Below are 26,145 nucleotides of genomic sequence, written 5' to 3'. Positions count from 1 at the left end.
TAAAAACAGCTTTAATAAACTTGATTTCCGCTTGTTTTTAAAATAGCTAATCTACTTTGTTCACTTGGGGTAAGAAAGTGTTGTAAATCGTTTAAATTAAAGTTTTCACTTTAATCACGGTTGTTTTTTACTCCGATTTTTCCAAAAAAAAAAAGAGGCCTGTAAAAGCCTCTTCTTAGGTTCAAAATTTTACTCCGGTTGCGATGTATCGTTTGGATTATAGTCCAACGAGGTTTTATCATCACTATTTTTCAACCGTTTATTTTGTTTTTTCATTTGTTCACCAATTTGATTGCTGGCGGCAAAACTCGCTACCATATTATTTAACATATCGGTTGCCGCTTGTGGAGAATTGGGTAAAAGTATCAAATTAGAATTCGAATCAGCCCCGATAGCTTGCAATGTATCGTAATGTTGGGTGACCACGATCAATGAAGAAGCTTCTTGGGAATTAATGCCTACACTGTTCAACACTTCCACACTTTCTACCAAACCTTTGGCAATTTCTCGTCGTTGGTCGGCAATACCTTGTCCTTGCAAACGCTTACTTTCGGCTTCAGCTTTGGCTTTAGCGACAATGCGAATACGTTGTGCTTCACTTTCAAATTCGGCAGCCACCTTTTCGCGTTCAGCGGCATTGATACGGTTCATTGCATTTTTCACTTGAATATCGGGATCAATATCAGTAACCAACGTATTGATAATGTCGTATCCGTAGGCCATCATCGCTTCGTTTAATTCGCGTTTTACAGCAATGGCAATATCGTCTTTTCGCACAAATACATCATCCAAAATAAGTTTTGGTACTTCGGCACGAACCACGTCAAAAACATAGGCTGTAATTTGATCGTGCGGATATTCGAGTTTGTAAAAAGCTTCGTACACATTTTCTTGAATGACTTTGAATTGAACAGAAACTTTCATTTTCACAAACACATTGTCTTTGGTTTGTGTTTCAATAATAACATCCAATTGTTGAATACGCAGATTTACGCGACCTGCAATACGATCAATGACCGGAATCTTCAATTGAAGTCCCGAGTTACGAATGCTTTGAAATTTTCCAAAACGTTCGATTACGACAGAGGTTTGTTGTTTCACTGTAAAAAAACAAGCCAAAAATAAAAACAGTCCGAAGACCAGCACAATAATTAAAATAGGATCCATGAATAAATTTTTTGGATTAGACATTTGTTATACGGGAATAGTGTATGTTTGTTACATAATTTCCTTTTCATGAAAAAATATTTAGTGTTTGGAGCCGTATTGTCTAGCTTTATAACTTTTGCGCAGTATGGGTATCGCGATGGAAATCGTATTGGTATTGCGGCTGGAGTTTCTCATTGTACCATTTTTACCTCAAGTTTTGACGCCAAACCCGGAATAGGTTTTGCCGGTGGAATGTCTGTTCGGGGTAATTATTACAACGATTGGAGTATGATTTATGGCATGCAGTTTTTCAATAGCCAATTTTCATTAGGGAAAAGCAGTCTTTCTACACGTGAAACAGAATTTAGTTTACAAGGGGTGCAAATTCGATTATTGTTCAGTTATAATATTGTAGAAGATCACGTTTCGTTCGATTTTGGTCCTGTTCTTCAAGTCAATGGAAAATTGGCGGTAAATGCTTCCTCCAAAACAAATGTGATCAAATACGATGAAGTTTCTAAACAAGCGATACGTGCCGAAGATATTTTGGATGTATCCAATATAGGCGGTGCTTTTTATTTGGGATTTTCAGCCGGAAGTAAAACCGTTCGCGCCCAAGTATTTTACCAATACGGTTTTACCAATCTTTTTAACAAACTCAATAGAAATACCGATCTAACGGCCTTAAATTCCAATGAAAATTTCAAAGGAAATTTAGGCACCATCAACGGTCAAATAGTATTTAACTTATAAGATAAAGCCCCGATAATAGGTCGGGGCTTTTTTTATAAAGTAGCGATTGCTTTTTGGATTCGTTTTTGAACTTCTTCTTTGCCTAAGAGTATGATGATATCAAACAAATGGGGTCCTTTTAAAGCGCCCACCAGTGCCAAACGTAAAGGTTGCATAATTTTACCCATACCAATTTCTTGGGCGGTCATCCACGATTTTAAGGTATTTTCAATAGTTACTGATTCAAAAGGCTCGACAGCGCTCATTACCGAAAACGCTTGTTCCAAAAGGGAAGGCGTATCTTCTTTCCAGTTTTTGGACGCCTTTTCATCATATGCCGTGGGTACCTCAAAGAAGTAATCAGCCAATTCCCAAAACTCCGATACAAAGTGTGCGCGTTCCTTGATGAGCGCAACTATTCGTTCCAAATCGAAGGAATATGAAACATTTCTAAAGGCCAAATCTTTTGCAAATAAATCGGCCAAAACGGTATTGGATTGATGTTGAAGATACTGATGGTTAAACCATTTATTTTTTTCAGGATCAAATTTTGCCCCCGATTTATGTACCCGATTTAAATCAAATTTTTCGCATAATTCACTCAATGAGAATAATTCTTGTTCTGTGCCATCATTCCAACCTAATAAAGCTAAAAAGTTGACCACCGCTTCAGGAAAGAACCCTTTTTCTCGATAGCCAGCAGAAACTTCGCCTGTTGACGGATCGGTCCAATGCAATGGAAAAACAGGAAAGCCCAATTTATCGCCATCGCGTTTCGATAATTTACCGTTTCCAACAGGTTTTAAGATCAAGGGCAAATGGGCAAATTCTGGCGCTTCCCATCCAAAAGCTTTGTACAATAAATGATGCAAAGGAAGCGATGGGAGCCACTCCTCTCCGCGAATCACATGCGATGTTTCCATCAAATGGTCATCCACGATATTGGCCAAATGGTACGTAGGCATCCCGTCACTTTTAAACAGTACTTTATCATCGAGTAGGTTGGTATCAAATTTTAAATCACCGCGAATGATGTCATGCAATTCAAGAATCTGATCAACAGGTGTTTTAAAACGAATAACATAAGCTTCTCCCGATGCAATGCGTTTTTCAGTAGCGTCATGGGTGAGCACAAGGGAGGTGTCCAATTTTTCGCGATTATGCCAATTGTAGATAAACGTTTTTCCTTGAGCTTCGTGATTTTTACGATGCTGGTCCAAGGATTCGGCGGTATCAAAGGCATAGTAAGCCCATCCTGATTGAATCAATTGATCGGCATACTGCTTGTACAATGCTTTGCGTTCACTTTGACGGTAGGGTCCAAATTTTTCATTTTTCCCCACGGTTTCATCTGGGGCAATTCCCAACCATTCTAACGCTTCAAAAATGTAAGCTTCCGCTCCAGGAACGAAACGGTTTTGATCGGTATCTTCAATACGAAGGTAAAACGTACCTTGATGTTTTTTAGCAAATAAATAGTTGAATAAAGCCGTTCGAACACCGCCAATATGAAGTGGTCCGGTAGGGCTAGGAGCAAAGCGCACGCGTACTGGTCGAGCCATGGTAAAAATTTTTGGCAAAGATAACGCAGTTTTTCAATTCTTGACTTGGCAATTATTTAACTTTTGATGTAGCCCATTTTTTGTACTTTTAGCGGTTATTAATGCTAGATTCACTATGACCGACGCATCGGCACTTATTTACCAGAAGCTGGAAGATTTTATTCGCAAGTATTACACCAATGCCTTAGTTCGTGGTATGTTGCTGTTTACGGGGCTTGGTTTGCTTTATTTTTTATTCACGCTTTTTGTGGAGTATTTTTTATGGCTGCAACCCGGTGCTCGAACTGTTTTATTTTGGGTCTTTGTTGGGGTAGAAATTTTTCTGCTTTCACGCTATATTCTTTTTCCGTTGTTTAAATTGTTTAAGCTTCAAAAAGGAATCGATTACACACAAGCCTCTCAAATTATTGGAAACCATTTTCATGAAGTAGGAGACAAGCTGACTAATTTTTTACAATTGGCCAACGATTCCAAAACTTCTGAGTTACTCTTGGCCTCTATCGAACAAAAAGCAGCCAATCTACAGCCAATCCCTTTTTCCAAGGCTATTGATTTTTCGGCCAATAAAAAATACATACCTTTGGCCGTTATTCCTATTTTATTGGTTTTATTCTTTATGGTAAGCGGTAAAAGCGAGGTGTTAACACAAAGCCTCAACCGTGTAGTGCATTATCAGGAACAATTTACACCGCCTGCTCCCTTTGCATTTTTTATTACCAACAGCGCTTTGCAAACAGAACAAAACAAAGATTTTATTCTTCAGGTAGAAACCAAAGGAAAGGTCGTTCCCGAAAATGTGATGATCTTCTTGGATGACGAAAGTTACTTTATGGAAGCCACAGCTCCGGGGAAATTTCAATTTGTTATCCCGAAACCTAAAGAAAATATCGAATTTCACCTAGAAGCCAATACGGTACGCTCCAAATCGTTCACGCTAAACGTTGTCACCGTTCCTACGATTGCTAATTTTCAAATGCTACTGAAGTTTCCTTCGTATTTAAAAAAACCGTCAACAACGATCAAAGGAACTGGAAACGCCATTGTTCCTGAAGGAACCACCGTTGTTTGGCAAATGCAAACGGAAGCGACACAACAAGTAGTGTGGACCAACGGGCAGCAAAAAGCTAATTTTACCCGAGAAAATAATGCTTTTACATGGGCTAAATCAATCACTCAAAATACCGATTATCAGATTCTAACTTCAAATGCGAAAATACCCAATTACGAACGACTAACGTATCGTATTGCAGTAGTATCCGATCAATATCCCACAATATCAGTAGGTAACGCTCCAGATAGTTTAAAGGTTGAAAAAAACTTCTTGTTAGGTCAAGTTAGTGATGATTACGGACTTACTAAGTTACAAGTCATTTATTACCCCAAAAACAAACCCGAAGCAGCCAAAAAGGCAATGCTTCCCGTGAAGAAGGATGTTTATGACCGCTTTATTTTTTCATTTCCAGGCAATTTAAGTATTGAAGCCGGTGTACCGTATGAGTATTATTTTGAAGTTTTCGATAATGATGCGCTACACAATTATAAATCAGCCAAATCTTCCGTTTTCAGTCACCGTGAAAGTACTGAATCCGAGAAAGTTGTTCAACTGTTGCAGGAGCAAAATAGCACCCTTAATTCGTTAGAAAAGTCCTTGAAAACGCAAGAAAAGCAGTTTAACGAAATGGATAAATTGCAAAAACTGGGGAAAGAAAAAGAGAGTCTTGAGTTTAAAGAGCAGCAAAAAGTAAATGATTTTCTTCAACGTCAAAAAAAGCAAGATGAATTGATGAAGTCGTTCGCAGAGAAAATGAAAGAAAATTTGGAAAAAGTCAAAACCGATAAAAAAGACGAAACCAAAGAACTTCTGAAAGACCGCTTGGAAAAGGCCGACAAGGAATTTGATAAGAATAAAAAATTACTTGAAGAGTTAGAACGGTTGAATGAAAAAATTCAAAAAGAGGAGTTGTTTGAAAAGATGGATCAACTAAAACAACAGTCCAAAAACCAATCAAAAAACTTGCAACAACTCGTTGAATTAACCAAGAAGTATTACGTCGAAAAAAAGGCTGAACAGCTTGCCGATAAACTCGATAAACTCAGTGAGAAGCAAGAAAAACTAGCCGAAAACGAGAAAGAAAATTCAGCGGACAAACAAGAAGATATCAACAAAGAATTTGATGCACTTCAAAAAGAATTAGACGAATTGCAAAAAGAGAACAAAGAGCTGAAATCGCCGCTAGAATTGCCTAACACCGAAGCAGGTGAGAAGAACATAGAAAAGGATTTACAACAGGCTAAGGAACAGTTGGAAAAAAATTCCAAAGCGGGTGCTAAACCTAAGCAAAAAAGTGCGGCCCAAAAAATGAAGCAAATGAGTATGGACATGGGCGCCTCTATGGAATCGGGCGAAATGGAGCAAATGGATGAAGATGTCGCGATGCTACGTCAAATTATAGATAATTTAGTGGCGTACTCTTTTTCACAAGAGGACGTAATGAAGCAATTTAAAGGGATGAAGCGTGGTTCTCCTTCGTACAATAAATACCTAAAACAACAACAAGATTTAAAGCTTCAATTCAAACACGTTGACGACAGCTTGTTTGCCTTGTCTTTACGCAATCCAAAAATTGCAGAAGACATCACCAAAGAAGTGGGTAATGTGCAATACAATATAGAGAAAGCGCTCTCAACACTTGCAGATGCCAATGTCATGAAAGGGGCTTCTCATCAACAATTTGCCGTTTCTTCCTCCAATAAATTAGCGGATATGTTGGCGAGTATTCTTAATGGCATGCAAATGTCAATGTCAATGGCGGGAGCTGGAAAAGGGAAACCCAAACCAGGCCAAGGCTCTGGAATGCAACTACCAGATATTATTCAAAAACAAGAAGGTTTAGGTGAAAAAATGAAGCAAGGAATGAAGAAAGGGCAAAAGCCTGGCGAAGGAAAAGAAGGTGGTCAAGGAGAAAAAGAAGGCGGAAAAGAGGGTCAGCCCAAACCGGGTCAACAAGGCAATAAACCTGGACAAGGCAAACAAGGCACCTCTGGAAAACCAAACGGATCGGGTCAAAACGGTCAAGGCGAAGGCGAGGAAGGCGAAGATGGTGAGGGTAACGCGCGTGCTATTATGGAAATCTACAAGGAGCAACAGCAGTTACGAGACGCTCTGGAAAAAGAACTGAACAAACAAGGGTTAGGCTCACAAGGTCAAAACACCCTAAACCAAATGAAAGCAATTGAAAAACAGTTGCTCAATAAAGGTTTTGACAATGAAGTTTTGCAACGTATTTTGAATGTCAAATACGAGATGCTAAAACTTCAAAAAGCCATTCAACAACAAGGTGAAGAAAAGAAGCGGCAATCGGAGACGAATTCGAAGGAGTTCACCAATCCAGCAACACCATTGCCTAAACGCTTACAAGAATATCTGAATAGTATAGAAATATTAAACCGTCAAACCTTACCTTTGCGCGCTAATTATAACCGTAAGGTGCAAGAATATTTGAAAAGTAATGATTAGTTTTAATTATGAATCCGATTTCACCCTCGAAAACGAGTCGAATTATGAAGCTTGGATTCAACAAATTATTCGTTCTGAGCACAAATCAGAAGGGGAAATAAATTACATTTTTTGTGATGACGAGTATTTATTGGACATCAACCAAAAATACCTCGACCACGATTATTATACGGACATCATTAGTTTTGATTACTCTGTAGCAAACGAACTACACGGCGATATATTCATTTCTATAGAGCGAGTAGCTGAAAATGCACAAACTTATACTGTTTCTTTTCAACATGAATTGCTCCGTGTGATGGCTCATGGTATCCTTCATTATTGCGGTTATAAAGACAAGTCTGAAGATGATTCGCGATTGATGCGTCAAAAAGAGGATGAAAAAATAGCTTTGTTCCACGTGGAACAATGAAATATAAATACAGTATAAAATAACTAGCGTTCCACGTGGAACATTGAGAATTATGTTTTCAACATACGATGTAATAGTAGTGGGTGCGGGGCACGCAGGCTGTGAGGCCGCTGCGGCTGCTGCCAATCTAGGTTCAAAAACCCTCCTTGTGACCATGAGCCTTCAGAACATTGCACAAATGTCTTGCAATCCTGCTATGGGTGGTATAGCCAAAGGACAAATTGTGCGGGAGATTGATGCGCTTGGCGGGTATTCGGGCATAGTTTCCGACAAAACAGCAATTCAATTCAAAATGTTGAATAAGTCGAAAGGTCCCGCTATGTGGTCTCCGCGTGTGCAATCTGACCGTATGCGTTTCTCGGAAGAGTGGCGCTTAATGTTGGAAAACACCCCTAATTTGGATTTCTATCAAGAAATGATTCGTGGACTTATCGTAAAGAATGGCAAAGTTATGGGTGTACGAACTGCTTTAGGTATTGATATCCATGCGAAAGCGGTTGTGTTAACTAACGGAACCTTTTTAAATGGATTGATTCATATTGGAGAAAAACAATACGGCGGAGGTAGAGCAGGGGAGAGCGCTGCTACAGGAATAACTGAAGAGTTGGTTCAACTCGGATTTGAAGCAGGACGAATGAAAACAGGCACCCCACCCAGAGTCGATGGCCGTTCGTTGGATTATTCTAAAATGCGTGAAGAACCCGGTGACGATCACCCGGATAAATTCTCGTATACCGCTATTACACGGCCGTTAACACATCAAAAACTATGTCATGTAACCTATACCTCTCCTGAAGTACATAGTATTTTGCGAGAAGGGTTTGACCGTTCTCCGATGTTCAATGGTCGAATTCAAAGTATCGGACCACGATATTGTCCTTCTATCGAAGATAAAATTAACCGTTTTGCCGACAAAGATCGACACCAATTGTTTGTGGAGCCCGAAGGGTGGAATACCGTCGAAGTCTATGTGAATGGCTTCTCTACATCGCTGCCCGAAGACGTTCAATTTAAAGCCTTACGGACTGTAGAAGGTTTTGAAAATGTAAAATTCTTCCGTCCAGGCTATGCCATTGAATACGATTATTTTCCACCAACACAATTAAAACATACTTTAGAAACTAAGGTGGTTGAGAATTTATATTTCGCAGGTCAAATTAATGGAACAACGGGATATGAGGAAGCGGCTTCTCAAGGTATTATGGCGGGAATTAATGCCCATTTAAAAATTCACGAACAAGACCCCTTAATTCTTAAGCGCGATGAAGCGTATATTGGGGTGTTAATTGATGATTTGATTACCAAAGGCACTGAAGAACCTTATCGTATGTTTACTTCGAGAGCTGAATATCGTACCTTATTGCGTCAAGATAATGCGGATTTCCGTCTTACCCCTAAAGCCTATGCTATCGGTTTGGCCGATGAGAGTCGTTATGTACGTATGCAAGAAAAGTATTCAAAGAGTGACGCGTTATTAGATTATTTTAAAGAAACAAGTGTTACTCCCGAAGAAGCCAATCCAATTTTGATTGAAAAAGGAAGTTCACCGATGACGCAAACCGACCGGATGTTTAAAGTTTTTTCACGACCTCAAATCGATTTGAGTGATATTGTTCGTTTTGAAAAAGTGAAAACCTACATTGAAACCCATCAGTTGGATTCTGAAATTGTAGAACAAGCCGAAATTCAATTGAAATATTCGGGCTACATTGAAAAGGAACGAAATAATGCTGAAAAACTTACCCGCCTGGAAGAAATGAAAATCCCAGACGACTTTGATTTTTATAAGGTTCATTCCTTGTCTATAGAAGCCAAACAGAAATTAACGGCCATTCGTCCCGTAACAATTTCTCAAGCTTCTCGAATAAGTGGTGTGTCACCGGCCGATATTTCAATCTTATTAATCTATATGGGGCGCTAATGTTTCACGTGAAACAAAAGCCTTTACCCCTTATCAATACTGGTATTGCATGAATTTTTCTAAAGATAAATTTATTTTTAAAGTCAAAGATCATTCGGTTTCTGGAGAGGAATTTGAATTGTGGATGGATAAGGAATGGGAGCTTTTAGTGACCCACCCTCAACCTACTCCAGAACAATTGCCTTCCTATTATGAAAGTGCTGATTATATTTCCCACACCGATGGGAAACGAACGCTTTTTGAGAAGGCATATCAATTCGTCAAAGGTATTGCGCTGGCCAACAAGTTGCAATTGATTAATTCGTTGAGCCCGAAAGGAGCTATATTAGATATTGGGGCAGGTACCGGTGATTTTTTATTGACATGTAAAAATGACGGTTGGCAAGTCACCGGAATCGAACCTAGTACCAAAGCACAATCGATTGCAATGTCCAAAGGAATTACCATGACCGCATCACAAAACGATTTGACCGATCATTCCTTTGATGTGATTACTATGTGGCATGTTTTGGAACATGTACCCGACTTGGACGCACAACTACATTCGTTGAAACGCCTTCTCAAACCTGAAGGGACTGTGATTATTGCTGTACCTAATTTTAAATCCTATGACGCTCACCATTACCAATCGTTTTGGGCTGCCTATGATGTTCCTATCCATTTATGGCATTTTTCAAAAATAGCTATCGAAAAATTATTTGCGCAACAGGCGATGCAACTCGTAAAGGTACTCCCCATGAAATTTGATTCCTATTATGTGAGTTTACTTTCTGAAAAGTATAAAACAGGAAAAATGAATTATGTGAAGGCTTTATGGATTGGATGGCGCTCGAATGTGAGAGCGAAACAAACTAAAGAGTATTCATCACACATTTATGTCCTAAAAAACATGAAAAACGTCAAATAAAAACGTATTTTCAACTTTTATTATCGTTTCCACAACATAAGGCGTGCGATTTTTAAAATGCGCTTAAAACGGCTAAAACGAGGCCGTTTTTTATCAAATAACCTTATAAGAGTGCTGGGGGCTATAAATTTTACTTATATTTTAATCTCAAGGGAATAATGTAAAATATATCGAACGAAATATTTACTTTTGAGGCCAAATGAAAAAAACCAAGATTATGAAAAAATTGTTTGTAGGAGTTGTTTTGGTATTAGCCATGATTTCTTGCGAAAAAGCAACCGAAGCGAAAGAATTTAAAACAGCGTACATTGATACCAGTAAATTATTAGACGAATCAACAGAAGCGAATGATATCAAAGCTAAATATGAAGGAATAGCCAAAGAAAAAGGTTCGCGTATTAAAGTTGAAGTCGATCGTCTTGAAGCTGAACAAAAAAGCTTTTCTATCAATGCCCAAAAAAATGGACAAGCGTGGGCTCAACAGAAATATGGTGAACTACAACAACGCGGTCAAGAAATCCAATATGCCGAACAAATGTTGACGCGTCAATTGCAAGGTGAAATGGGTATTGAAATGGATTCCTTGGTTAACAACTATCGTAAAACCATCAAAGATTACGGAAAAGAAAAAGGATACGATTACATCTATGGAACGGGTGAATCGGCTACCGTATTGTACGCTAAAGATGCCTATGACATAACCAAAGAAGTGGTAAAACTTGTCAACGATAAATACAAGTCGGGGGCAAATTCAGATAAAAAAGCGACGACACCCGAAAAAACAGATAAAAAGTAATTCATGTCTACGTTAAAGATAAAGCCCTATTTTTCAGGGCTTTTTTTGTTTGTCCTCAGAAGATTTCTATCTTTGTCTTTTAGTTTATAAGCCATGGAATCATTATCTACCGAAGCACACTACTTGCTCCAATTCATCAACCAAACCAATCGATCGGTTTTTTTAACAGGAAAAGCAGGGACAGGAAAGACCACGTTGTTGCGTGAAATAATTACCAAAACCTACAAAAACACCGTAGTCGTTGCCCCTACAGGAATAGCTGCTTTAAATGCAGGCGGCGTTACGATTCATTCCTTTTTTCAGTTGCCTTTTTCCGCTTTTATTCCAGATTATTCTATTCCAACAACCCAGCCCTTTTTAAAATTAGAGTCCCGAACTAGCTTAAAACGGCATTTTAAATGGAATGGAACACGTCTAACACTGCTTCGTAATCTCGAATTGTTGATTATCGATGAAGTAAGTATGCTTCGCCCCGATATTTTAGATGCTATCGATTTTGTATTGCAATCGGTTCGACGTAACAATAAACCATTTGGTGGTGTTCAAGTACTCTTTATTGGAGATTTGATGCAGTTGCCGCCCATTGTTAAAGAAGAGGAATGGACGTACTTGAAAAAGTATTACCACGGAAAATACTTTTTTCATGCCCAAGTGTTAAAGCATTTTCCACCGCTTTATATTGAACTCCCTAAAATTTTCAGGCAATCGGATACAACCTTTATTAATTTGCTTAATCAACTGAGAAACAACACAATAACTAAAGACGACCTGTCGGTTTTAGCCCCATATATTCAACCTAATTTTGAACCTGAAAACCACCAAGGCTACATTACGTTAACCACCCATAATGCCAAAGCCGATCGAATGAATACTCAAGCATTGGCAAAAATTACTGCCGAACCCACTGTGTATCAGTCTGAAATTATTGGTGATTTTCCTGAAAAAGCCTATCCATTAAATCCCAACTTGATCTTAAAGGTCGGCGCACAAGTAATGTTTGTCAAAAATGATTTGTCTCCAGAGAAACGTTTTTTCAATGGTAAAATGGGCGTCGTAAAAGCATTATCAACTCATGAGATTATCGTTGAATTTCCTGAGGAAAAACGAACCATTGAAGTCGAAAAATACGAATGGCAAAACATCCGTTACACGCTCAATGAAAGTACCAAAGATATTGAAGAAGAAGTATTAGGAACATTTACGCATTATCCCCTAAAATTAGCTTGGGCTATTACCGTTCACAAAAGCCAAGGATTAACTTTTGATAAAGCCGTTTTAGATGTCTCCGATGTGTTTTTACCCGGACAAGCTTATGTTGCTTTTTCGCGTTTACGCAGTTTACAAGGTTTAGTTTTAAAAGCGCCCATCCAGTTGCAAGGCATTCAAAATGACCCTGATGTAATTGATTACGCCAGCCAAAAGTCGGAACCCAAACAACTTGAAGTGGTTTTAACTCAAGAAATGCAAACCTATCTCAAGAATTATGTGCTGCACGCTTTTGATTGGGATGAATGGCATCGCATTGTAAAAGCGCATCAATTATCGTATTTAGAATTGACCGATAAATCCCCCAAAGCCGCTTTTAAATCGTGGGCTAACGAATTTGAACACGCTCTAGCGGCCATAAAAGTTCAAGCCCAAAAGTTCCAACTCCAATTACAACGAATTTTTGATAGCCAATTGGATTATCCGTTTCTCAAAGAGCGCCTCGATGCTGCGGTTGACTATTTTTATCCTACCTGGGAATCCATGGTGTATGGGCTTCTTTTGAAAATAGAAGCGGTTAAAACCCTCAAAAAAGTGAAAGAATTCTATGAAGAACTACAGCATTTAGAGACGGTTACCCTTCAAACCATACTACAAGCATTCAAAGTGCAACAGTTTGTTACCCTTACCCTTCAAAACCAACCCATAACCAAGGAAAACCTTGTGACGGAACTACAAAAAGAGTTCAAAAGTACCTTGCGTAAAAAAGTGTTGGAGGATTTTAAATCGTCTGGTTTTCAGACGGTTGAGTTTGAATATGAGGAGCCGATTTATACACGAAAAAAAGCGCCAAAAGCGCCCAAAAAATCAACCTATCATATCACTTTTGAACTTTGGAAGCAATCGATGTCTTTAGAACAAATTGCGGCCGAACGAAAATTAACGGTAAGCACGATTCAAGGACATATTGCCAAGTTAATTGAACAAAAGGAGATTAAAATTGAGGAAGTGTTACCCCAAGAGCGTTTTGTAGGCATTATTGATTTATTTCAACAATATCCCAATAGTACGTTATCTGAAATAAAAGAAATAGTAGGAGAAACTATCGGCTGGGAAGAATTGAAATGGGCAAAAGCCGCTTGGGTTAACTAAGCCAATATACACCAATAACCGCGGGAATGAAATACAGGGTAATATTTCTTGCCCCGTCATAATCTTTTGCCAAACGCTGGCCGACAAGCATTTCTAACAGGGCAATACAACTGAATACAGCGCCCCAAAAGCCAAAGGTGCGTTCGCCATTGATGTACAATTGCAAACAACCAATCGCCGCGAGTATGCCTGCAATTAATTCGGTAAGGAGTAAAACTCCCGTTAACAAGGAGACGTGATTCTTTAAAGGACTGTTGGCAAAGTAACTTTGCATCCCGTGTAAAGTGGTTTTCCAATGAAAAACTTTTTCATGTGACGACATTAAAAAGGTTATCGCCAAAAACAACAAAACAAAAAATGAAGCAGTATTGGTCATAGTTACGAATGTTTGTGAATGAGACGCGTAAGTTTTATCGACAAATCAGTAAGCACGATTTTGGCATTACCATTCCGCTCGATCAAGTAAGTCGCTTGTTCGAGTTCTTGCGTTATTTCAACAATATTATTACCTGTTACAAAGGGCGCAAATTTTTCCAAAGCAAACCCTTGTACTTCGGGTTCCATATAGACCAAATCGTTGGCTTGGTAATTTAATACCAAGGCTTGACGAAACATTTCTAGGCAAAATAACAAAAACCGTTTCTGTGTTTCACGTCCTAAACCAGCAATTTCCTCACTCCATGCAATCAAATCATGGATGGCTGTGGCATTTCCTTTGGCTCGAAAAGCGGCTCTTACCCATTGTACAAACCATTGTTCAAAGGGAAGATCTTCATCCTCTTTTCGCATTAATTTTAATGCTTTGGCATAATTACCCTGCGCTTGATGGGCAATTTTTTTAGCCGTTGATTCGTCACAGGATTCTTTGGAAATCAATGCCTCTTGGATTTCAGCATCAGGAAGAGCATTAAAATGTAAAACTTGACACCGCGAACGAATGGTTTGTAATACATCTTCCTCATGTTCGGCAATCAAAAGAAATACAGTTCTATCGGTGGGCTCTTCCAATAATTTTAACAGCTTGTTGGACGCTTCAATATTCATTTTATCGGCGCTCCAAATAATCATCACTTTGTATCCTCCTTCATGTGCTTTTAACGACAACAAACGCACAATTTCATGGGCATCTTCTACACGAATAAATCCTTGCTTGTTTTTTACATCCAATACAGCATACCAATCAAATAAGGTGCCGTAGGGGTTTTCAGTTAGAAACTGCCGCCACTCACGCAAAAAATCTAAACTTTTTGGTTTTGATTTAACATCATCTGTAGTTACCGTAGGATAAATAAAATGTAAGTCAGGATGCCCCAATTGATCAAATTTCAGTTCACAAGCCGCACGATTGGATTCATTTGAAGTCGAATGTGCGTGACAAATAAGGTGTCGCGCATAAGCAATTGCCATAGGTAATATGCCACAACCCTCGGGACCGGTGAAAAGTTGCGCATGGGGAATACGACCCGAATCAGCACTTTTAAGTAAATGATTTTTAAGGTGTTCGTGTCCTAAAATTTCTGAAAACAACATAAGCAAATATAACTCAAATCTCGTTTTCTACTCCTTTTGTTGTCTAAAAAATACGATAAATGGTAAGAAATAACACTTTAAATTGTAAGAAATGACTTAAAAAATAAAACAAAAAGTTAATTTTAACGATAAAAATGTACACTTAATCGATTTTTGTATATAATTTTGTCTTGTTGTTTTTGTCGATTCAAAAAGCAATGCAAAAGTAAGTAACCATGATTCAATTGTCAACATACCTAAAAAAAATAGTGCTACTGGGCGTTTTATGCTCAGGAGGTTTAGGCTATGCGCAATTGATGGTGCCGTTTAAATCGCGTTTTGAAAAACACCTAAAAGGCGATTTGGTAGTCATTGCCAACAACACTGTAAACCGCAGTGATTTTAACAATCAGGCCAATGATGCCTATTACAACCATACCAATCAAGCGTTATTAAACGATGAATTCTACATGGATTACATTGACATTGATAAAGATGACGCTACTTTTTCGTCCAGCAGTGCCGAATTGTATGTAGAAAATCCTTCCGGGAAGAAAATTGTTTTTGCGGGATTGTACTGGGCAGCTACCTACAAATACGAAGAAGGAGCGCAAAAAGGGTCAGAAAAGTATATTCCTGTCAATCCGCAGCGCACTTCTTTTACCTCAGTTTTATTGAAACTACCCGGTTCAAAACAATATACTTCAGTTCAAGGACAATTATTGTTTGACGGCATCACTACCAAAGCTACTCAAGAGATGGCTCCTTATGCCGTTTTTGCCGATGTTACGAGTTTAGTGCAATCATTGTCCAATCCGTTTGGGGTATATACCGTGGCCAATGTGCGAGCTACTTTAGGCACACTTTCGGGAGGTTCTGCAGCGGGTTGGTCGTTGTTTGTCGTTTATGAAGATGCTTCCCTGTCCGAAAAATTCATTTCTCTGAATGATGGATTTCTTTCACTGAGTCAACAACCGGTTGATTTTACCTATATGGGATTTCATACGCCCACTTCAGGTGAGGTTCGGGTGAAGTTGGCCTTTGCCAATTTAGAAGGAGACAATAATTTGATTGGTGACCAAGTATTGCTTGGAAATGCCAAAACTGGAAGTTTTTTCCCCATTACGGATTCCCGTCGTAAACCCAATAACTTTTTCAACAGCAGTATTACCCTAGACGGACAATACATGATGAATCGATTTCCCGACAGTAAAAATACATTGGGGTATGACACGTGTTTGTTTTCTATTTTTAATTCCAACAATCAATTGGTTCCCAACGATGCAAGAGAGGCTACGCTGCGCTTATTATCTTCGGGCGATCAAAGTTTTGTTTATGTTACTGGGATGGTCGTCGATTCGGACAATCAACCAAAAGTAATTGAGAAAAAGGGACTTACTCAAGTTCCAAATAAAAACGAATTTAAACTCACAGGAACGCAACGAACATTAAAATTTATCCCTGCCAATATTGATTTGTTATCCGAAAATAATGCCAAAACCACTTCGTCATTTAACCGTTTTTGTCGTGATCAAGCGGTAGAAAGTCAGAAAAAAACGGACATTCAAATGCTCAATATAACAGGCGCCGAAGCAGCGTATTATTTGGTGACAGGAATCTTCAAAACCGAAGGCGCCGCCAACGAATACTATCGTTTTTTAAAATCCAAAGGGTTTGAACCGGTCGAATTTACCAACCCACTCAATCAATACCGATATATTGCTATTTTAAAAACCCAAAGTCAAGAACAAGCGGTGATTAAATTGCTCAACAAAATGGAAGGAACGTTTAAAGAGTGTATCCAAATTGTAGCGGTGAATAAAAATATTACCCAATTGTATGCCGATGCCGCTTGGAACATCAAACACCTGGAAACCTCAAGAGTGACGCAACAAGAAGAAGATAGAGTGAAAATACAGTGGGCTACGATTCCTAATGAAGACCAAGGCTATTACATCATAGCCAATGTATTTGCCATTTCAGAGAATACCGATAATTTCATGAACGCCCTTAAAAAGAAAGGATTCCACCCCAAAAAAATGGTGAATACGCAAAACAAGTTTCAATACGTATACCTCAAAAAAGTTGCCACCCAACAAGAAGCTCAAATTTGGGTGCAATCGCAAATGAATGGCCAATACCACGATAAGCTTTGGGTGCTTTCTGTCAATAATAGTAACGAAACCATTACCGATAATGATCATTAATTTTATTCTCTTCGGCACGGTGCTTTCGATTAAAAATCGCCGTAACATGTTCCCCGAAATGTTTAAAAAAGTTCGGGAAAAAGTACGTTTTTAAATCTATCGTAACCCTTCTTTTTGTCCGATGAAAAGCGTTAAAAAACCGACCAATGCTTTTTGTCCTTTCCCCAACGCGTTTATTTCGTTATATTTGCCACAAAATTTCAAAGTGTAGCATAAGCGAATGAAAACAATTAACGACTTCAATTTTCAAGGAAAAAAAGCCTTAATCCGGGTAGATTTTAATGTTCCATTGGACGAACAATTCAACGTTACCGACACCAATCGTATCGAAGCGGCGCAACCTACCATTGCCAAAATTTTAGCCGAGGGCGGAAGTGTCATTTTAATGTCGCATTTGGGACGCCCCAAAGGAAAAGAAGCAAAATATTCTCTTGAACATATTGTAGCCACTACGGCAGCTGTATTGGGAGTACCCGTGCAATTTGCCTCCGATTGTCGTGGAGCTATTGCGCAAGAGGCGGCCGCTCAACTTCAACCTGGTCAAGTCTTGTTGTTAGAAAATTTACGTTTTTATCCTGAAGAAGAAGCAGGCGATATAGCTTTTGCGCAAGAATTGGCTTCCCTAGGCGATATTTATGTGAATGACGCTTTCGGAACGGCCCACCGCGCTCATGCATCCACAACCATTATTGCCCAGTTTTTTCCTGAAGCCAAATGTTTCGGAAGTTTGCTTGCCAAAGAAATTTACAGTTTAAATCGTGTTTTAAAACAATCCGTAAAACCTGTAACCGCTGTATTGGGAGGTTCTAAAGTTTCTTCCAAAATCACCGTTATCGAAAATATTTTAGACAAAGTCGACCACATGATCATAGGCGGTGGGATGACTTTTACCTTTATTAAGGCGCTAGGCGGAAACGTAGGCGATTCAATTTGTGAAATGGACAAACTCGATTTAGCGCTCGAAATTTTACACCAAGCGAAAATCAAAAATGTACATATTCACCTACCCGTTGATGTGGTAGCAGCCAATGCTTTTTCCAATGAGGCAGCCACTCAAATTGTTGATGTACGTCAAATTCCCGAGGGATGGCAAGGCTTGGATGCTGGACCCCAATCGTTGGAGAATTTTAAATCCATCATCATGCAATCCAAAACAATATTGTGGAACGGTCCCCTAGGCGTTTTTGAAATGGAAAGCTTTGCAAAAGGAACGATATCCTTGGGGGAATTTATTGCTGAATCGACTGCTCAAGGCGCTTTCTCACTCGTGGGCGGCGGCGATTCTGTGGCGGCCGTGAAGCAGTTTGGATTGGAATCCAAAATGAGTTACGTTTCCACAGGCGGCGGCGCTATGTTGGAAATGTTAGAGGGACGAACCCTCCCTGGAATTCAAGCAATTTTGGACTAAATACCTGATTTTTACAATAAATAAGTAATTTTTAACGTTATAGGGTTTAGTTTTGCAAAACCTTAAGAGGTTGATAAATACACTATTAAATTTGATTTCATGACTTTAAAAAACCGAATAGCAACGTTTTTCTTTTGTGCTTCTGCCAGCATTTTTGCCCAAGAAACACAGGCACCACAAGCCAAACAAGACAGCGTTGTCAAGCCCGAAATTAAAGTTTCCTTTCTCGATTCGATCAAAGCAACCTTTGTTCATGACGAAATGGCTTCTTGCATTGACAGCATGTGGATGAAAGAACTAACGTCGTTGGATTTGTACAATACCATGTTGGAAGACATCAAAAACGTTGATATTGACCAACCGGTAGACTATGAATTGCCCACAGAGTTGCTCAAAGAGCGTCTTCGTCGTTTGGATGAAAAATCACCCTTCAACATTGAATACAATCCGGGTCTTGAAAATATCATCAAGTCCTTTTTGAAAAACAGAAAAAAGCACTTCGAACGGTTGATGGGCGTGTCCCAATTTTACTTCCCCATTTTTGAAGAAGAATTGGCCAAAAACAATATTCCACTCGAAATTAAATACTTAGCTATTGTAGAATCAGCCTTAAATCCCTTGGCGGTTTCTCGTGTAGGCGCAACAGGATTGTGGCAGTTTATGTACCAAACCGGAAAGCAGTACGGCTTATCGATTACATCGTATGTAGACGAACGCAGCGATTCCATGAAGGCAAGTAGAGCCGCCTCGCAATACATGAAAAACATGTATCAAATTTTTGGTGATTGGGACTTGGTACTGGCATCGTACAATTCTGGTCCTGGAAATGTGGCCAAAGCCATCCGCCGTTCGGGAGGACAGCAAAATTATTGGAACATTCGCAAACATTTACCCAAAGAAACGCAAGGGTATGTTCCAGCATTTTTGGCGACTATGTATATTTTTGAATACCACAAAGAACATGGCATCACGCCCAATAAAGCCATTGCCAACCACTTTGCTACCGACACTATCCAGATTAAGCGCCACATGACGTTTAAGCAAATCTCAGATTTGTTGGATATTCCCGTCAATGAAATTTCGTTTTACAATCCTTCCTACAAACGTAAAGAAGTTCCAGCCATTACGGGAGAAACACATTACTTACGTTTGCCAAAAGATAAAATTGCGCTTTTTACTTCCAATGAAGAAAAAGTGTATGCCTATGTAAAATATGAAGAGAGCAGACGCGAGAAACCGTTTGATCGTTTACAGCCACAGCGCGCCAAAGACACTAGTGCTATTGCCGCTTTGAACCGCGATTTTATTGCCCGAACACGCTATCACAAAGTGCGTCGCGGCGATAATCTTACCGAAATTGCAGCCAAGTACGATGTAACCGTAACCGACATCAAACGCTGGAACCGTTTAAAAAGCGACCGTGCTCCTTTGGGACGTAAATTGAAAATCAAAATGCCAGAGGAGATTATCGTGAAGAATGTAAAAAACGAAGCTGTTAAAGATTCTACGCAAAAAGCTGTTGCCGTTCAAAACAATACTCCTGAACCAAAGTATACCCTGACCTACAAAACTGAAAAAGTGGTAGTCAACAAAGATGTGGTTAAATACCATAAAGTGAAAAGCGGTGATGTTTTGGGGGAAATTGCTACCAAATATGATGTTTCTGTTGCCGATCTTAAAAAATGGAATAAACTACGCGGCACCAACATTGGCATCGGAGATCAATTGAAAATTGTTAAAAATGAGCGTGTAGTGACTACCGTTCGAAAAGAAGTTAAAGTACCTGTGACTGAGCGTTCAGAAGATATTGCAGCACAAGAGAAAGCGGCCAAAATCGAGAAAATGCGCACCACAGGCATCAAAGATTCTACACAATTGGTGAACTATTATGTGGTTGCCAAAGGAGACAATCTTTTTAGCATTGCCAAGAAAAATAACGTTACTATCGACAACTTAAAAGCGTGGAATAATTTGAAGGACAACGCGGTAAAAGTGGGAAGTCAATTGATTATTTCAGGCGAAGTAGCCGAAGTGGCCGCAGTAGAAACACCTCAAAAAGAGTACCGTACGGAAGAGTATGTTGTGGCACGGGGTGATAATTTGGGCGCTATTGCCAAAAAATACCACACAACCGTGGATCAGCTGAAAGCTTGGAACGGAATCACCGACAATGGAATTCAAGCGGGAATGAAATTGGTGGTACAGAAAACAGAAATCAATGATGAGGACACACCATCGCGTGTAGCATCGTCAAAATCAAAATCAAAAGAGAAATTATATCATGTTCGCAAAGGGGATTCGTTATTCAGTATTTCACAAAAATTCCCTGGCGTAACGATTGCCGATATTAAACGTTGGAACAACATCAAAGGCGAAAATTTACGCCCCGGAATGAAGTTAAAAATCAACGGATAAATTTAAAATCTTACTACCTTTGGGGCTTTATTTCACACTATGAATAATGCCCTTTTTTTTGGTTTTTTGGTTTCCTTGTTAGGCATGTCGTGTACAGGAAAGCAATCCAAAAATGTTGCTGCAACAGTCACTAAGCCCAATCAAGTTTCGGTTTTAATTGACGACCAACTTTGGAATGGTGAAGTGGGCGATACCCTTCGCAATAAACTTGCGACCCCGTTTTTGGGATTGCCCCAAGAGGAGCCGGTACTCACTTTGAATCAATATCCTGTCAAATTATTGGAAGGGTTTACGTCCAACAGCCGCAATATTATCATCATCAAACGCGAGCCTAAGAGTCAGTTTCGGATAGAAGAAAATGAATACGTTAATCCGCAAATGGTGGTTCATATTTCCGGGCGAACAGTGCAAGAGTTGCTGGATTCCATTCAAAAAAATGACTCCCTTATCATTCAACGCATTAAAACCTCCGAAGTTCGCGTTTACCAACAAGCCTTAAAAAACGACACCCTTCAAAATTTAACGCCGTTGCAAGAACGTTTTGGCCTCACAATGGACGTGCCCGCGCGCTACAAAATGGTGATGAGTGGCAAACGTTTTTTTTGGTTAAAAAAAGAGATTACCAGCGGCAATTTAAGTTTGATCGTCTACCAATTGCCTTTATCCAAATTCAAATCGTCCAAAATCAGCACCCGTCGTATTATCAAAATTCGCGATTCCATTGGCCGCATTTATATTCATGGGGCTGTGCCGCGAACGTATATGATGACCGAAAAAGCGTTTACGCCCTACCAATTTGAAACTGAAGTAGCTGGAGTGAAAGCGATTGAAACCCGAGGGAGTTGGGAGTTGTCGCGCGAATTTATGGGCGGTCCGTTTTTGAATTATGCGCTTATTGATAAGGCCCACAACCGCGTGGTGTTTATCGAAGGATTTTGTTATGCGCCTTCCAAGAAGAAACGCGACTTGATGTTTGAACTCGAGGCCATTATTCGTTCCACCCGATTTGTAAAAAAGTAGTATGGCACCAAAATTCAAAATAAAGCGATTTAACGAACTTTCTTTAGACGAACTATACGAATCCCTAAAACTCCGCTCTATTGTCTTTGTTGTAGAGCAAAATTGCGTCTATTTGGATATTGACAGCAAAGATCAAAAAGCATGGCATGTTTTAGGCTACGAAGGCGACACGTTGGTGGCCTATGCGCGTTTGTTTGCACCGGGCGATTATTTTACCGAATCGTCCATCGGTCGTGTGGTGGTGCATCCCGATTTTCGGGGCATTCAAGCGGGACATGCATTGATGAAAGCAGCCATAGCAGCGCTCTATGATTTGATGGGTCCACAACCCATTACGATTTCGGCCCAGTGTTATCTCGAGAAATTTTATGAATCACACGGATTTGAAAGCATCAGCGAGCCGTATCTCGAAGACGATATTCCCCATGTGCGTATGCGCAAAAACTAAATTTTGGTAATCACGAGTTCCACCCGACGGTCATACTGCGGATCTTTTCCCAACGGTTTGGTATTGCCGTAGCCTTTGAAGGTCATTCGATTTTTAGGCACGCGCCGAAAAACCAAATATTTGTATACCGCCATGGCTCGATTTTCAGAGAGTTTTCGTTTGCGGGTATCTTTGTCAATGGCTTCTTTTTGATTGGGCGGTGTACAGCACACATGGCCTTGGATTTCAAATTGTAAATTGCTATACCGCAACGTCAACAAAGCCACTTTATCCAATTCTTGTTTGGCTTTTGAAGTCAAGCGGCTGCTCCCCTTTTCAAACAAAATATTATCCAAAATAATGTGATCGCCTACGACATGGTTTTTTTGTAGCATGTTGTAATACCCTGGCAACACGAGCTTGGGCAATTCCCTGAGGTTGATCACGATGTCTACCCGTCGGTTTTTGGACCGTTTCTCGGGTAAATTAGCTACGATATCATCATCAATCAATACTTTTCCTTTTCCCTCTATGGTTACAATGATCTTGTTGGTAATTCCGTTTTCAACCAATTTGGTTTGGATCGTTCCTGCGCGTTTGGTAGAGAGTTTAAAATTGTAATCTTCTTTTCCCACATCGTCGGTATACCCAAAGATTTGGATGGATTCAATGCGTGTCGAATCGGTTCCTTTAACAAAAGCCACCATATCCTTTACTTGCTTATCATTGACCTCTGATTTGTCAAAATCAAAATACACCGAATGCACAATTTCTTCTTGCGCCAATCCTTTTCCCCAAGAAAAAAAGAGCAATAAGACTAAATAACGAGTTATCATTGTAATATTTTTTGATATTCCGAAGGATTTGCGAGCAATTGGGTAGCGCGCGCAATTTCACTATTGTTTTTCACATAGTATTGGTACAATCCCTCTTTGTATTGGTAACGGCGAATCAATTCGTCTAAAATCAACCGTTTGATTTCTTTTTGGTGTTTATCCAGCAAGGCTTCTTCACTTTTTTGCAAAGCAGCAAACAAGGCGTCGTATTGGGTTTTGATGGATTCGTCGATTTTTTCTTTTTTCGCTTTTTCCAATGTAGCTTTCAAAGCCAATTCGGTTTCGGTATCAAAGCTAATTTTCTCTTTTTTCAAAAACGCTTTAAAGTCGGCATAGTCGGCATAGCTAAACGTAGGAATCGCATTCCCCACATTGGGATTACGGTAATAATACGCCGTAGCGTAATTGAAAATGGCATCATTTTTTTGCAAAACTTCCGCAATGGTGCTCATTTTGGTTTCCTCCATTTCAATATCGGGTTGAATGCCCCCGCCATCATACACGGTGCGTCCTTTTTTGGTTTTAAATGCATTGAATTTTTCCGCTTTTTGCGCCTTTCCATCTTTGTCTTTACGACCGTAATCCAACGCTTGAATACAGCGTCCCGAAGGCGTGTAATAGCGAGAAATAGTTACTTTCACTTGGGTACCGTAGGTCATATCCAACGGACGTTGCACCAATCCTTTTCCAAAACTTCGACTGCCAATAACCACCGCCCGGTCCAAATCTTGCAGTGCACCCGAAACAATTTCAGAAGCCGAGGCACTTTTTCCATCGACAATAATCGCCAAGGGAATGGAGAGATCTACGGGTTCTCGGGTGGTTTTGTAGGTTGCGTTGTATTTTTCGTTTTTCGATTTGGTGGTTACAATGGTTTCGCCTTTGGGGACAAACAAACTGCAAATATTGACCGCTTCATTTAATAATCCCCCGGGGTTGCCGCGCAAGTCTAGTATAATACGCTCGGCGCCTTGGGCTTTCAATTTCTCCAGCGCTTCTTTGGTTTCCGTCGTGGTTTTGCGGTTAAAAGCCGACAAGACGATATACCCCGTTTTGGCATCGACCATTCCAAAGTAGGGCACGGCGTTGATTTCGACTTCATCCAACACAATCGTGGTCTCCATGGTTTTTCCCTGGCGCAGATATTTGACAGCCACTTTGGTGTTTTTGGCCCCTTTCAATAACTGTGAAGCATCGTCTTTAAAGTCGGCCAACAATACATCGCCAATTTGAATAATAGCATCCCCCGCTTTGAGTCCCGCTTTATCCGCAGGATAGCCTTTATAGGGCTCCTTGATGATTAACTTATCTTCTTTGCGCGAAATCATAGCCCCAATACCCGTGTATTCTCCGGTATTGTTGATTTTGAATTTCACCACATCCTGTTCGTTGAAATAGTTGGTATACGGGTCCAAATCGGCCAACATGCTTTTGATGGCTTTGTCCATTAACTCGGCGGGATTGACTTCATCCACATAGTTTTGGTTGACCGTTTTAAACAGTGTGGTAAAGATTTCAATCTGTTTGGCAATTTCAAAAAAATCGTCTTTAAAACTAGTGCCTACAAATAACATTCCCGCCGCCAATACGGGCAAGACATACCTTTTTTTATACTTTTTAAACATCTTTTTCATTTTTTTGGGTGCTTTGGATTTTCGCCCATTTGGCAAATAAAAGTTGTGTTTTTGCTTCGATTTCGGCAAACGGCAAACGGTCGCGGGTTTGGTAAAAAAACAACATCACTTGGGGTTCGATGAGCTGGTCTTTGATTTGGTGTTGGTGCTTTCGATAGCATTCGCGCAATACCCTTTTGAAATAATTACGGTCAACGGCTTTTTTGAAATACTTTTTGGAAACCGAAACCGCTATTTGGAGCGGCACCGTATTCTCGGGTACCGAGAGAAACACCAAGCGCAACGGAAATTGTCCCACGCTTTGTCCCTCCGTAAAAAGCCGTTCAATTAGTTTTTGCCGCTTTAGTTTTTCCGTTTTAGGATAACAAGCCGTCTTTAGTTTTTCCAAAAGTTACTTCGAATTATAGACGTTATACACCATATTCAAATCGCGGTAATTGATGTAAAATTGCATGCGTCCCCCTTCATCTTTACGGGTCACCAACAAAATTACACACATTTCCCCATTGTTATCCAAGCATTCAAACCCAAGGGTTTCTTCTTTATCGTTGGCAATTTTATCATAATAGGCGGTGATGCGGTACAATTGGATGTCTTTCGAATGCACCACAATCCGGTCTTTATCACCATCAAGGGTAATAACCACATCGGCGGGTTTAAACTCCGACCATTCCGACCACTGCCCTTTTTTGTCCCGATCCATAATACTTAAACTGCTGGCTTTAAAGCGGTATTTTTGTGCTGAAACCGGTTGTATTCCCGCCACCAAAAGCCCTAAAAGTAAGAGAAGTCGTAAATATTTCATCCTGAAAAAATTATACGGTGTAAAACTACAAATTCTAAGTTAGAAAAACACCTACCCTGCAAACGTGGAATAATTGGAAATATTTGAGGGAGTTACAAGTTTCAAGTTGAAGTGTGCACTTTTATGTGGAAAAGTTTAAATATGTCAGGAGTCACAGTCATAGTTTCGTGACGATTAATAGAGCGTTACTTTGTTGGAATGTAGCTCAGCATTTCTAGGGCTCAGTAGTTTAAAAATATAGCACAACAGTAGACGCTATGTGTAACTATGTTATTATGGGGTTAAAATTTAATCAACCACATAGTGATATAGTTTTAATTGGTAATTAAGTGTAAAAGTTGCGGCGTTTTGATGTTTAAAAATCATTTGCTCAGAAGCTTAGCAGCTCAGGATCTCAGGAGCTTTTTTCACCGCAAAGAAGCAAAGGTTGCGCAAAGTTCGCCAAGTTTGATGATGATTTTAAGTTAACTACGTTCACGGCCTTTGGCCTTTTTAATTACTTAATGGTAAGATTAAGGAGCACAAAGGCA

Annotated in this window: 20 protein-coding genes; 12 read left to right on the top strand and 8 right to left on the bottom strand. The window is 39.7% G+C overall.

The window, feature by feature from the left end; all coding sequences use genetic code 11:
* Positions 1-189: 189 nt before the first annotated feature.
* Positions 190-1,167 carry an SPFH domain-containing protein gene (locus O9316_RS00190; protein ID WP_298204022.1) on the bottom strand — a complete coding sequence of 326 codons (978 nt, stop codon included), beginning with the start codon at positions 1,165-1,167 and terminating at the stop codon, positions 190-192.
* A 69-nt stretch (positions 1,168-1,236) separates the two neighbouring features.
* Here O9316_RS00190 and O9316_RS00185 point away from each other — a divergent pair, with 69 nt between their 5' ends.
* Positions 1,237-1,902 carry a hypothetical protein gene (locus tag O9316_RS00185; RefSeq protein WP_298204021.1) on the top strand — a complete coding sequence of 222 codons (666 nt, stop codon included), beginning with the start codon at positions 1,237-1,239 and terminating at the stop codon, positions 1,900-1,902.
* Positions 1,903-1,934: 32 nt separating this feature from the next.
* Here the strand turns inward: O9316_RS00185 and gltX are convergent, their stop codons facing one another.
* Positions 1,935-3,443, bottom strand: a complete 1,509-nt coding sequence (gene gltX, locus O9316_RS00180; protein WP_298204020.1) for a glutamate--tRNA ligase — start codon at positions 3,441-3,443, stop codon at positions 1,935-1,937.
* A 115-nt stretch (positions 3,444-3,558) separates the two neighbouring features.
* Here gltX and O9316_RS00175 point away from each other — a divergent pair, with 115 nt between their 5' ends.
* The 6 genes from O9316_RS00175 to O9316_RS00150 all read left to right on the top strand — a co-directional run bounded on the left by O9316_RS00175 (position 3,559) and on the right by O9316_RS00150 (position 13,354).
* Positions 3,559-6,960 carry a DUF4175 family protein gene (locus tag O9316_RS00175; RefSeq protein WP_298204019.1) on the top strand — a complete coding sequence of 1,134 codons (3,402 nt, stop codon included), beginning with the start codon at positions 3,559-3,561 and terminating at the stop codon, positions 6,958-6,960.
* Positions 6,953-7,372 (top strand): rRNA maturation RNase YbeY, encoded by a 420-nt coding sequence (ybeY, locus tag O9316_RS00170; RefSeq protein ID WP_298204018.1) that lies wholly within the window; start codon positions 6,953-6,955, stop codon positions 7,370-7,372. The genes O9316_RS00175 and ybeY overlap by 8 nt, the downstream gene beginning before the upstream one ends.
* Positions 7,373-7,424: 52 nt before the next feature.
* The gene (mnmG, locus tag O9316_RS00165; protein ID WP_298204017.1) at positions 7,425-9,293 is read left to right on the top strand and encodes a tRNA uridine-5-carboxymethylaminomethyl(34) synthesis enzyme MnmG; all 1,869 of its coding nucleotides are present in this window, start codon (positions 7,425-7,427) and stop codon (positions 9,291-9,293) included.
* A 49-nt stretch (positions 9,294-9,342) separates the two neighbouring features.
* Positions 9,343-10,200: a class I SAM-dependent methyltransferase gene (locus tag O9316_RS00160; protein ID WP_298204016.1), complete on the top strand. Its 858-nt coding sequence runs from the start codon at positions 9,343-9,345 to the stop codon at positions 10,198-10,200.
* Positions 10,201-10,417: 217 nt separating this feature from the next.
* On the top strand, positions 10,418-10,996 hold the full coding sequence (locus O9316_RS00155; protein WP_298204015.1) for an OmpH family outer membrane protein: 579 nt from the start codon (positions 10,418-10,420) through the stop codon (positions 10,994-10,996).
* A 93-nt stretch (positions 10,997-11,089) separates the two neighbouring features.
* Positions 11,090-13,354 carry a helix-turn-helix domain-containing protein gene (locus O9316_RS00150; RefSeq protein ID WP_298204014.1) on the top strand — a complete coding sequence of 755 codons (2,265 nt, stop codon included), beginning with the start codon at positions 11,090-11,092 and terminating at the stop codon, positions 13,352-13,354.
* Here the strand turns inward: O9316_RS00150 and O9316_RS00145 are convergent.
* Together O9316_RS00145 and O9316_RS00140 are read right to left on the bottom strand one after the other, a co-directional pair.
* The gene (locus O9316_RS00145; RefSeq protein ID WP_298204013.1) at positions 13,347-13,730 is read right to left on the bottom strand and encodes a DoxX family membrane protein; all 384 of its coding nucleotides are present in this window, start codon (positions 13,728-13,730) and stop codon (positions 13,347-13,349) included. The two genes, O9316_RS00150 and O9316_RS00145, sit on opposite strands and share 8 nt — an antisense overlap.
* A 2-nt stretch (positions 13,731-13,732) precedes the next feature.
* Positions 13,733-14,884, bottom strand: coding sequence for a DNA polymerase III subunit delta' (locus O9316_RS00140; RefSeq protein ID WP_298204012.1), 1,152 nt, complete (start codon positions 14,882-14,884; stop codon positions 13,733-13,735).
* Positions 14,885-15,099: 215 nt separating this feature from the next.
* Between O9316_RS00140 and O9316_RS00135 the strand changes: the two genes are divergently transcribed.
* The 5 genes from O9316_RS00135 (at position 15,100) to O9316_RS00115 (ending at position 22,361) form a co-directional block, all read left to right on the top strand.
* Positions 15,100-17,070, top strand: coding sequence for a hypothetical protein (locus O9316_RS00135; protein ID WP_298204011.1), 1,971 nt, complete (start codon positions 15,100-15,102; stop codon positions 17,068-17,070).
* 220 nt (positions 17,071-17,290) lie between these two features.
* Positions 17,291-18,478: a phosphoglycerate kinase gene (locus tag O9316_RS00130; RefSeq protein WP_298204010.1), complete on the top strand. Its 1,188-nt coding sequence runs from the start codon at positions 17,291-17,293 to the stop codon at positions 18,476-18,478.
* A 99-nt stretch (positions 18,479-18,577) separates the two neighbouring features.
* Positions 18,578-20,893, top strand: a complete 2,316-nt coding sequence (locus O9316_RS00125) for a LysM peptidoglycan-binding domain-containing protein (RefSeq protein WP_298204009.1) — start codon at positions 18,578-18,580, stop codon at positions 20,891-20,893.
* A gap of 39 nt (positions 20,894-20,932) precedes the next feature.
* Positions 20,933-21,913 carry a DUF4837 family protein gene (locus O9316_RS00120; RefSeq protein WP_298204008.1) on the top strand — a complete coding sequence of 327 codons (981 nt, stop codon included), beginning with the start codon at positions 20,933-20,935 and terminating at the stop codon, positions 21,911-21,913.
* Position 21,914: 1 nt separating this feature from the next.
* Positions 21,915-22,361: a GNAT family N-acetyltransferase gene (locus O9316_RS00115; RefSeq protein ID WP_298204007.1), complete on the top strand. Its 447-nt coding sequence runs from the start codon at positions 21,915-21,917 to the stop codon at positions 22,359-22,361.
* Here O9316_RS00115 and O9316_RS00110 read toward each other — a convergent pair.
* The 4 genes from O9316_RS00110 to O9316_RS00095 are packed head-to-tail and all read right to left on the bottom strand — an operon-like array spanning position 22,358 to position 25,615.
* Positions 22,358-23,176, bottom strand: coding sequence for an OmpA family protein (locus O9316_RS00110; RefSeq protein WP_298204006.1), 819 nt, complete (start codon positions 23,174-23,176; stop codon positions 22,358-22,360). The genes O9316_RS00115 and O9316_RS00110 overlap by 4 nt on opposite strands.
* Positions 23,173-24,801: a S41 family peptidase gene (locus O9316_RS00105; RefSeq protein WP_298204096.1), complete on the bottom strand. Its 1,629-nt coding sequence runs from the start codon at positions 24,799-24,801 to the stop codon at positions 23,173-23,175. The genes O9316_RS00110 and O9316_RS00105 overlap by 4 nt, the downstream gene beginning before the upstream one ends.
* Positions 24,794-25,198 (bottom strand): ribonuclease P protein component, encoded by a 405-nt coding sequence (gene rnpA, locus O9316_RS00100; protein WP_298204005.1) that lies wholly within the window; start codon positions 25,196-25,198, stop codon positions 24,794-24,796. The genes O9316_RS00105 and rnpA overlap by 8 nt, the downstream gene beginning before the upstream one ends.
* A 3-nt stretch (positions 25,199-25,201) precedes the next feature.
* Complete coding sequence (locus tag O9316_RS00095; protein WP_298346822.1) at positions 25,202-25,615, bottom strand: hypothetical protein; 414 nt, start codon at positions 25,613-25,615, stop codon at positions 25,202-25,204.
* Between the last annotated feature and the right edge of the window lie 530 nt (positions 25,616-26,145).

It is taken from the genome of Flavobacterium sp. (assembly GCF_027533505.1).
Lineage (GTDB): Bacteria > Bacteroidota > Bacteroidia > Flavobacteriales > Flavobacteriaceae > Flavobacterium.
This window is presented reverse-complemented; position numbering and strand designations above follow the sequence as displayed.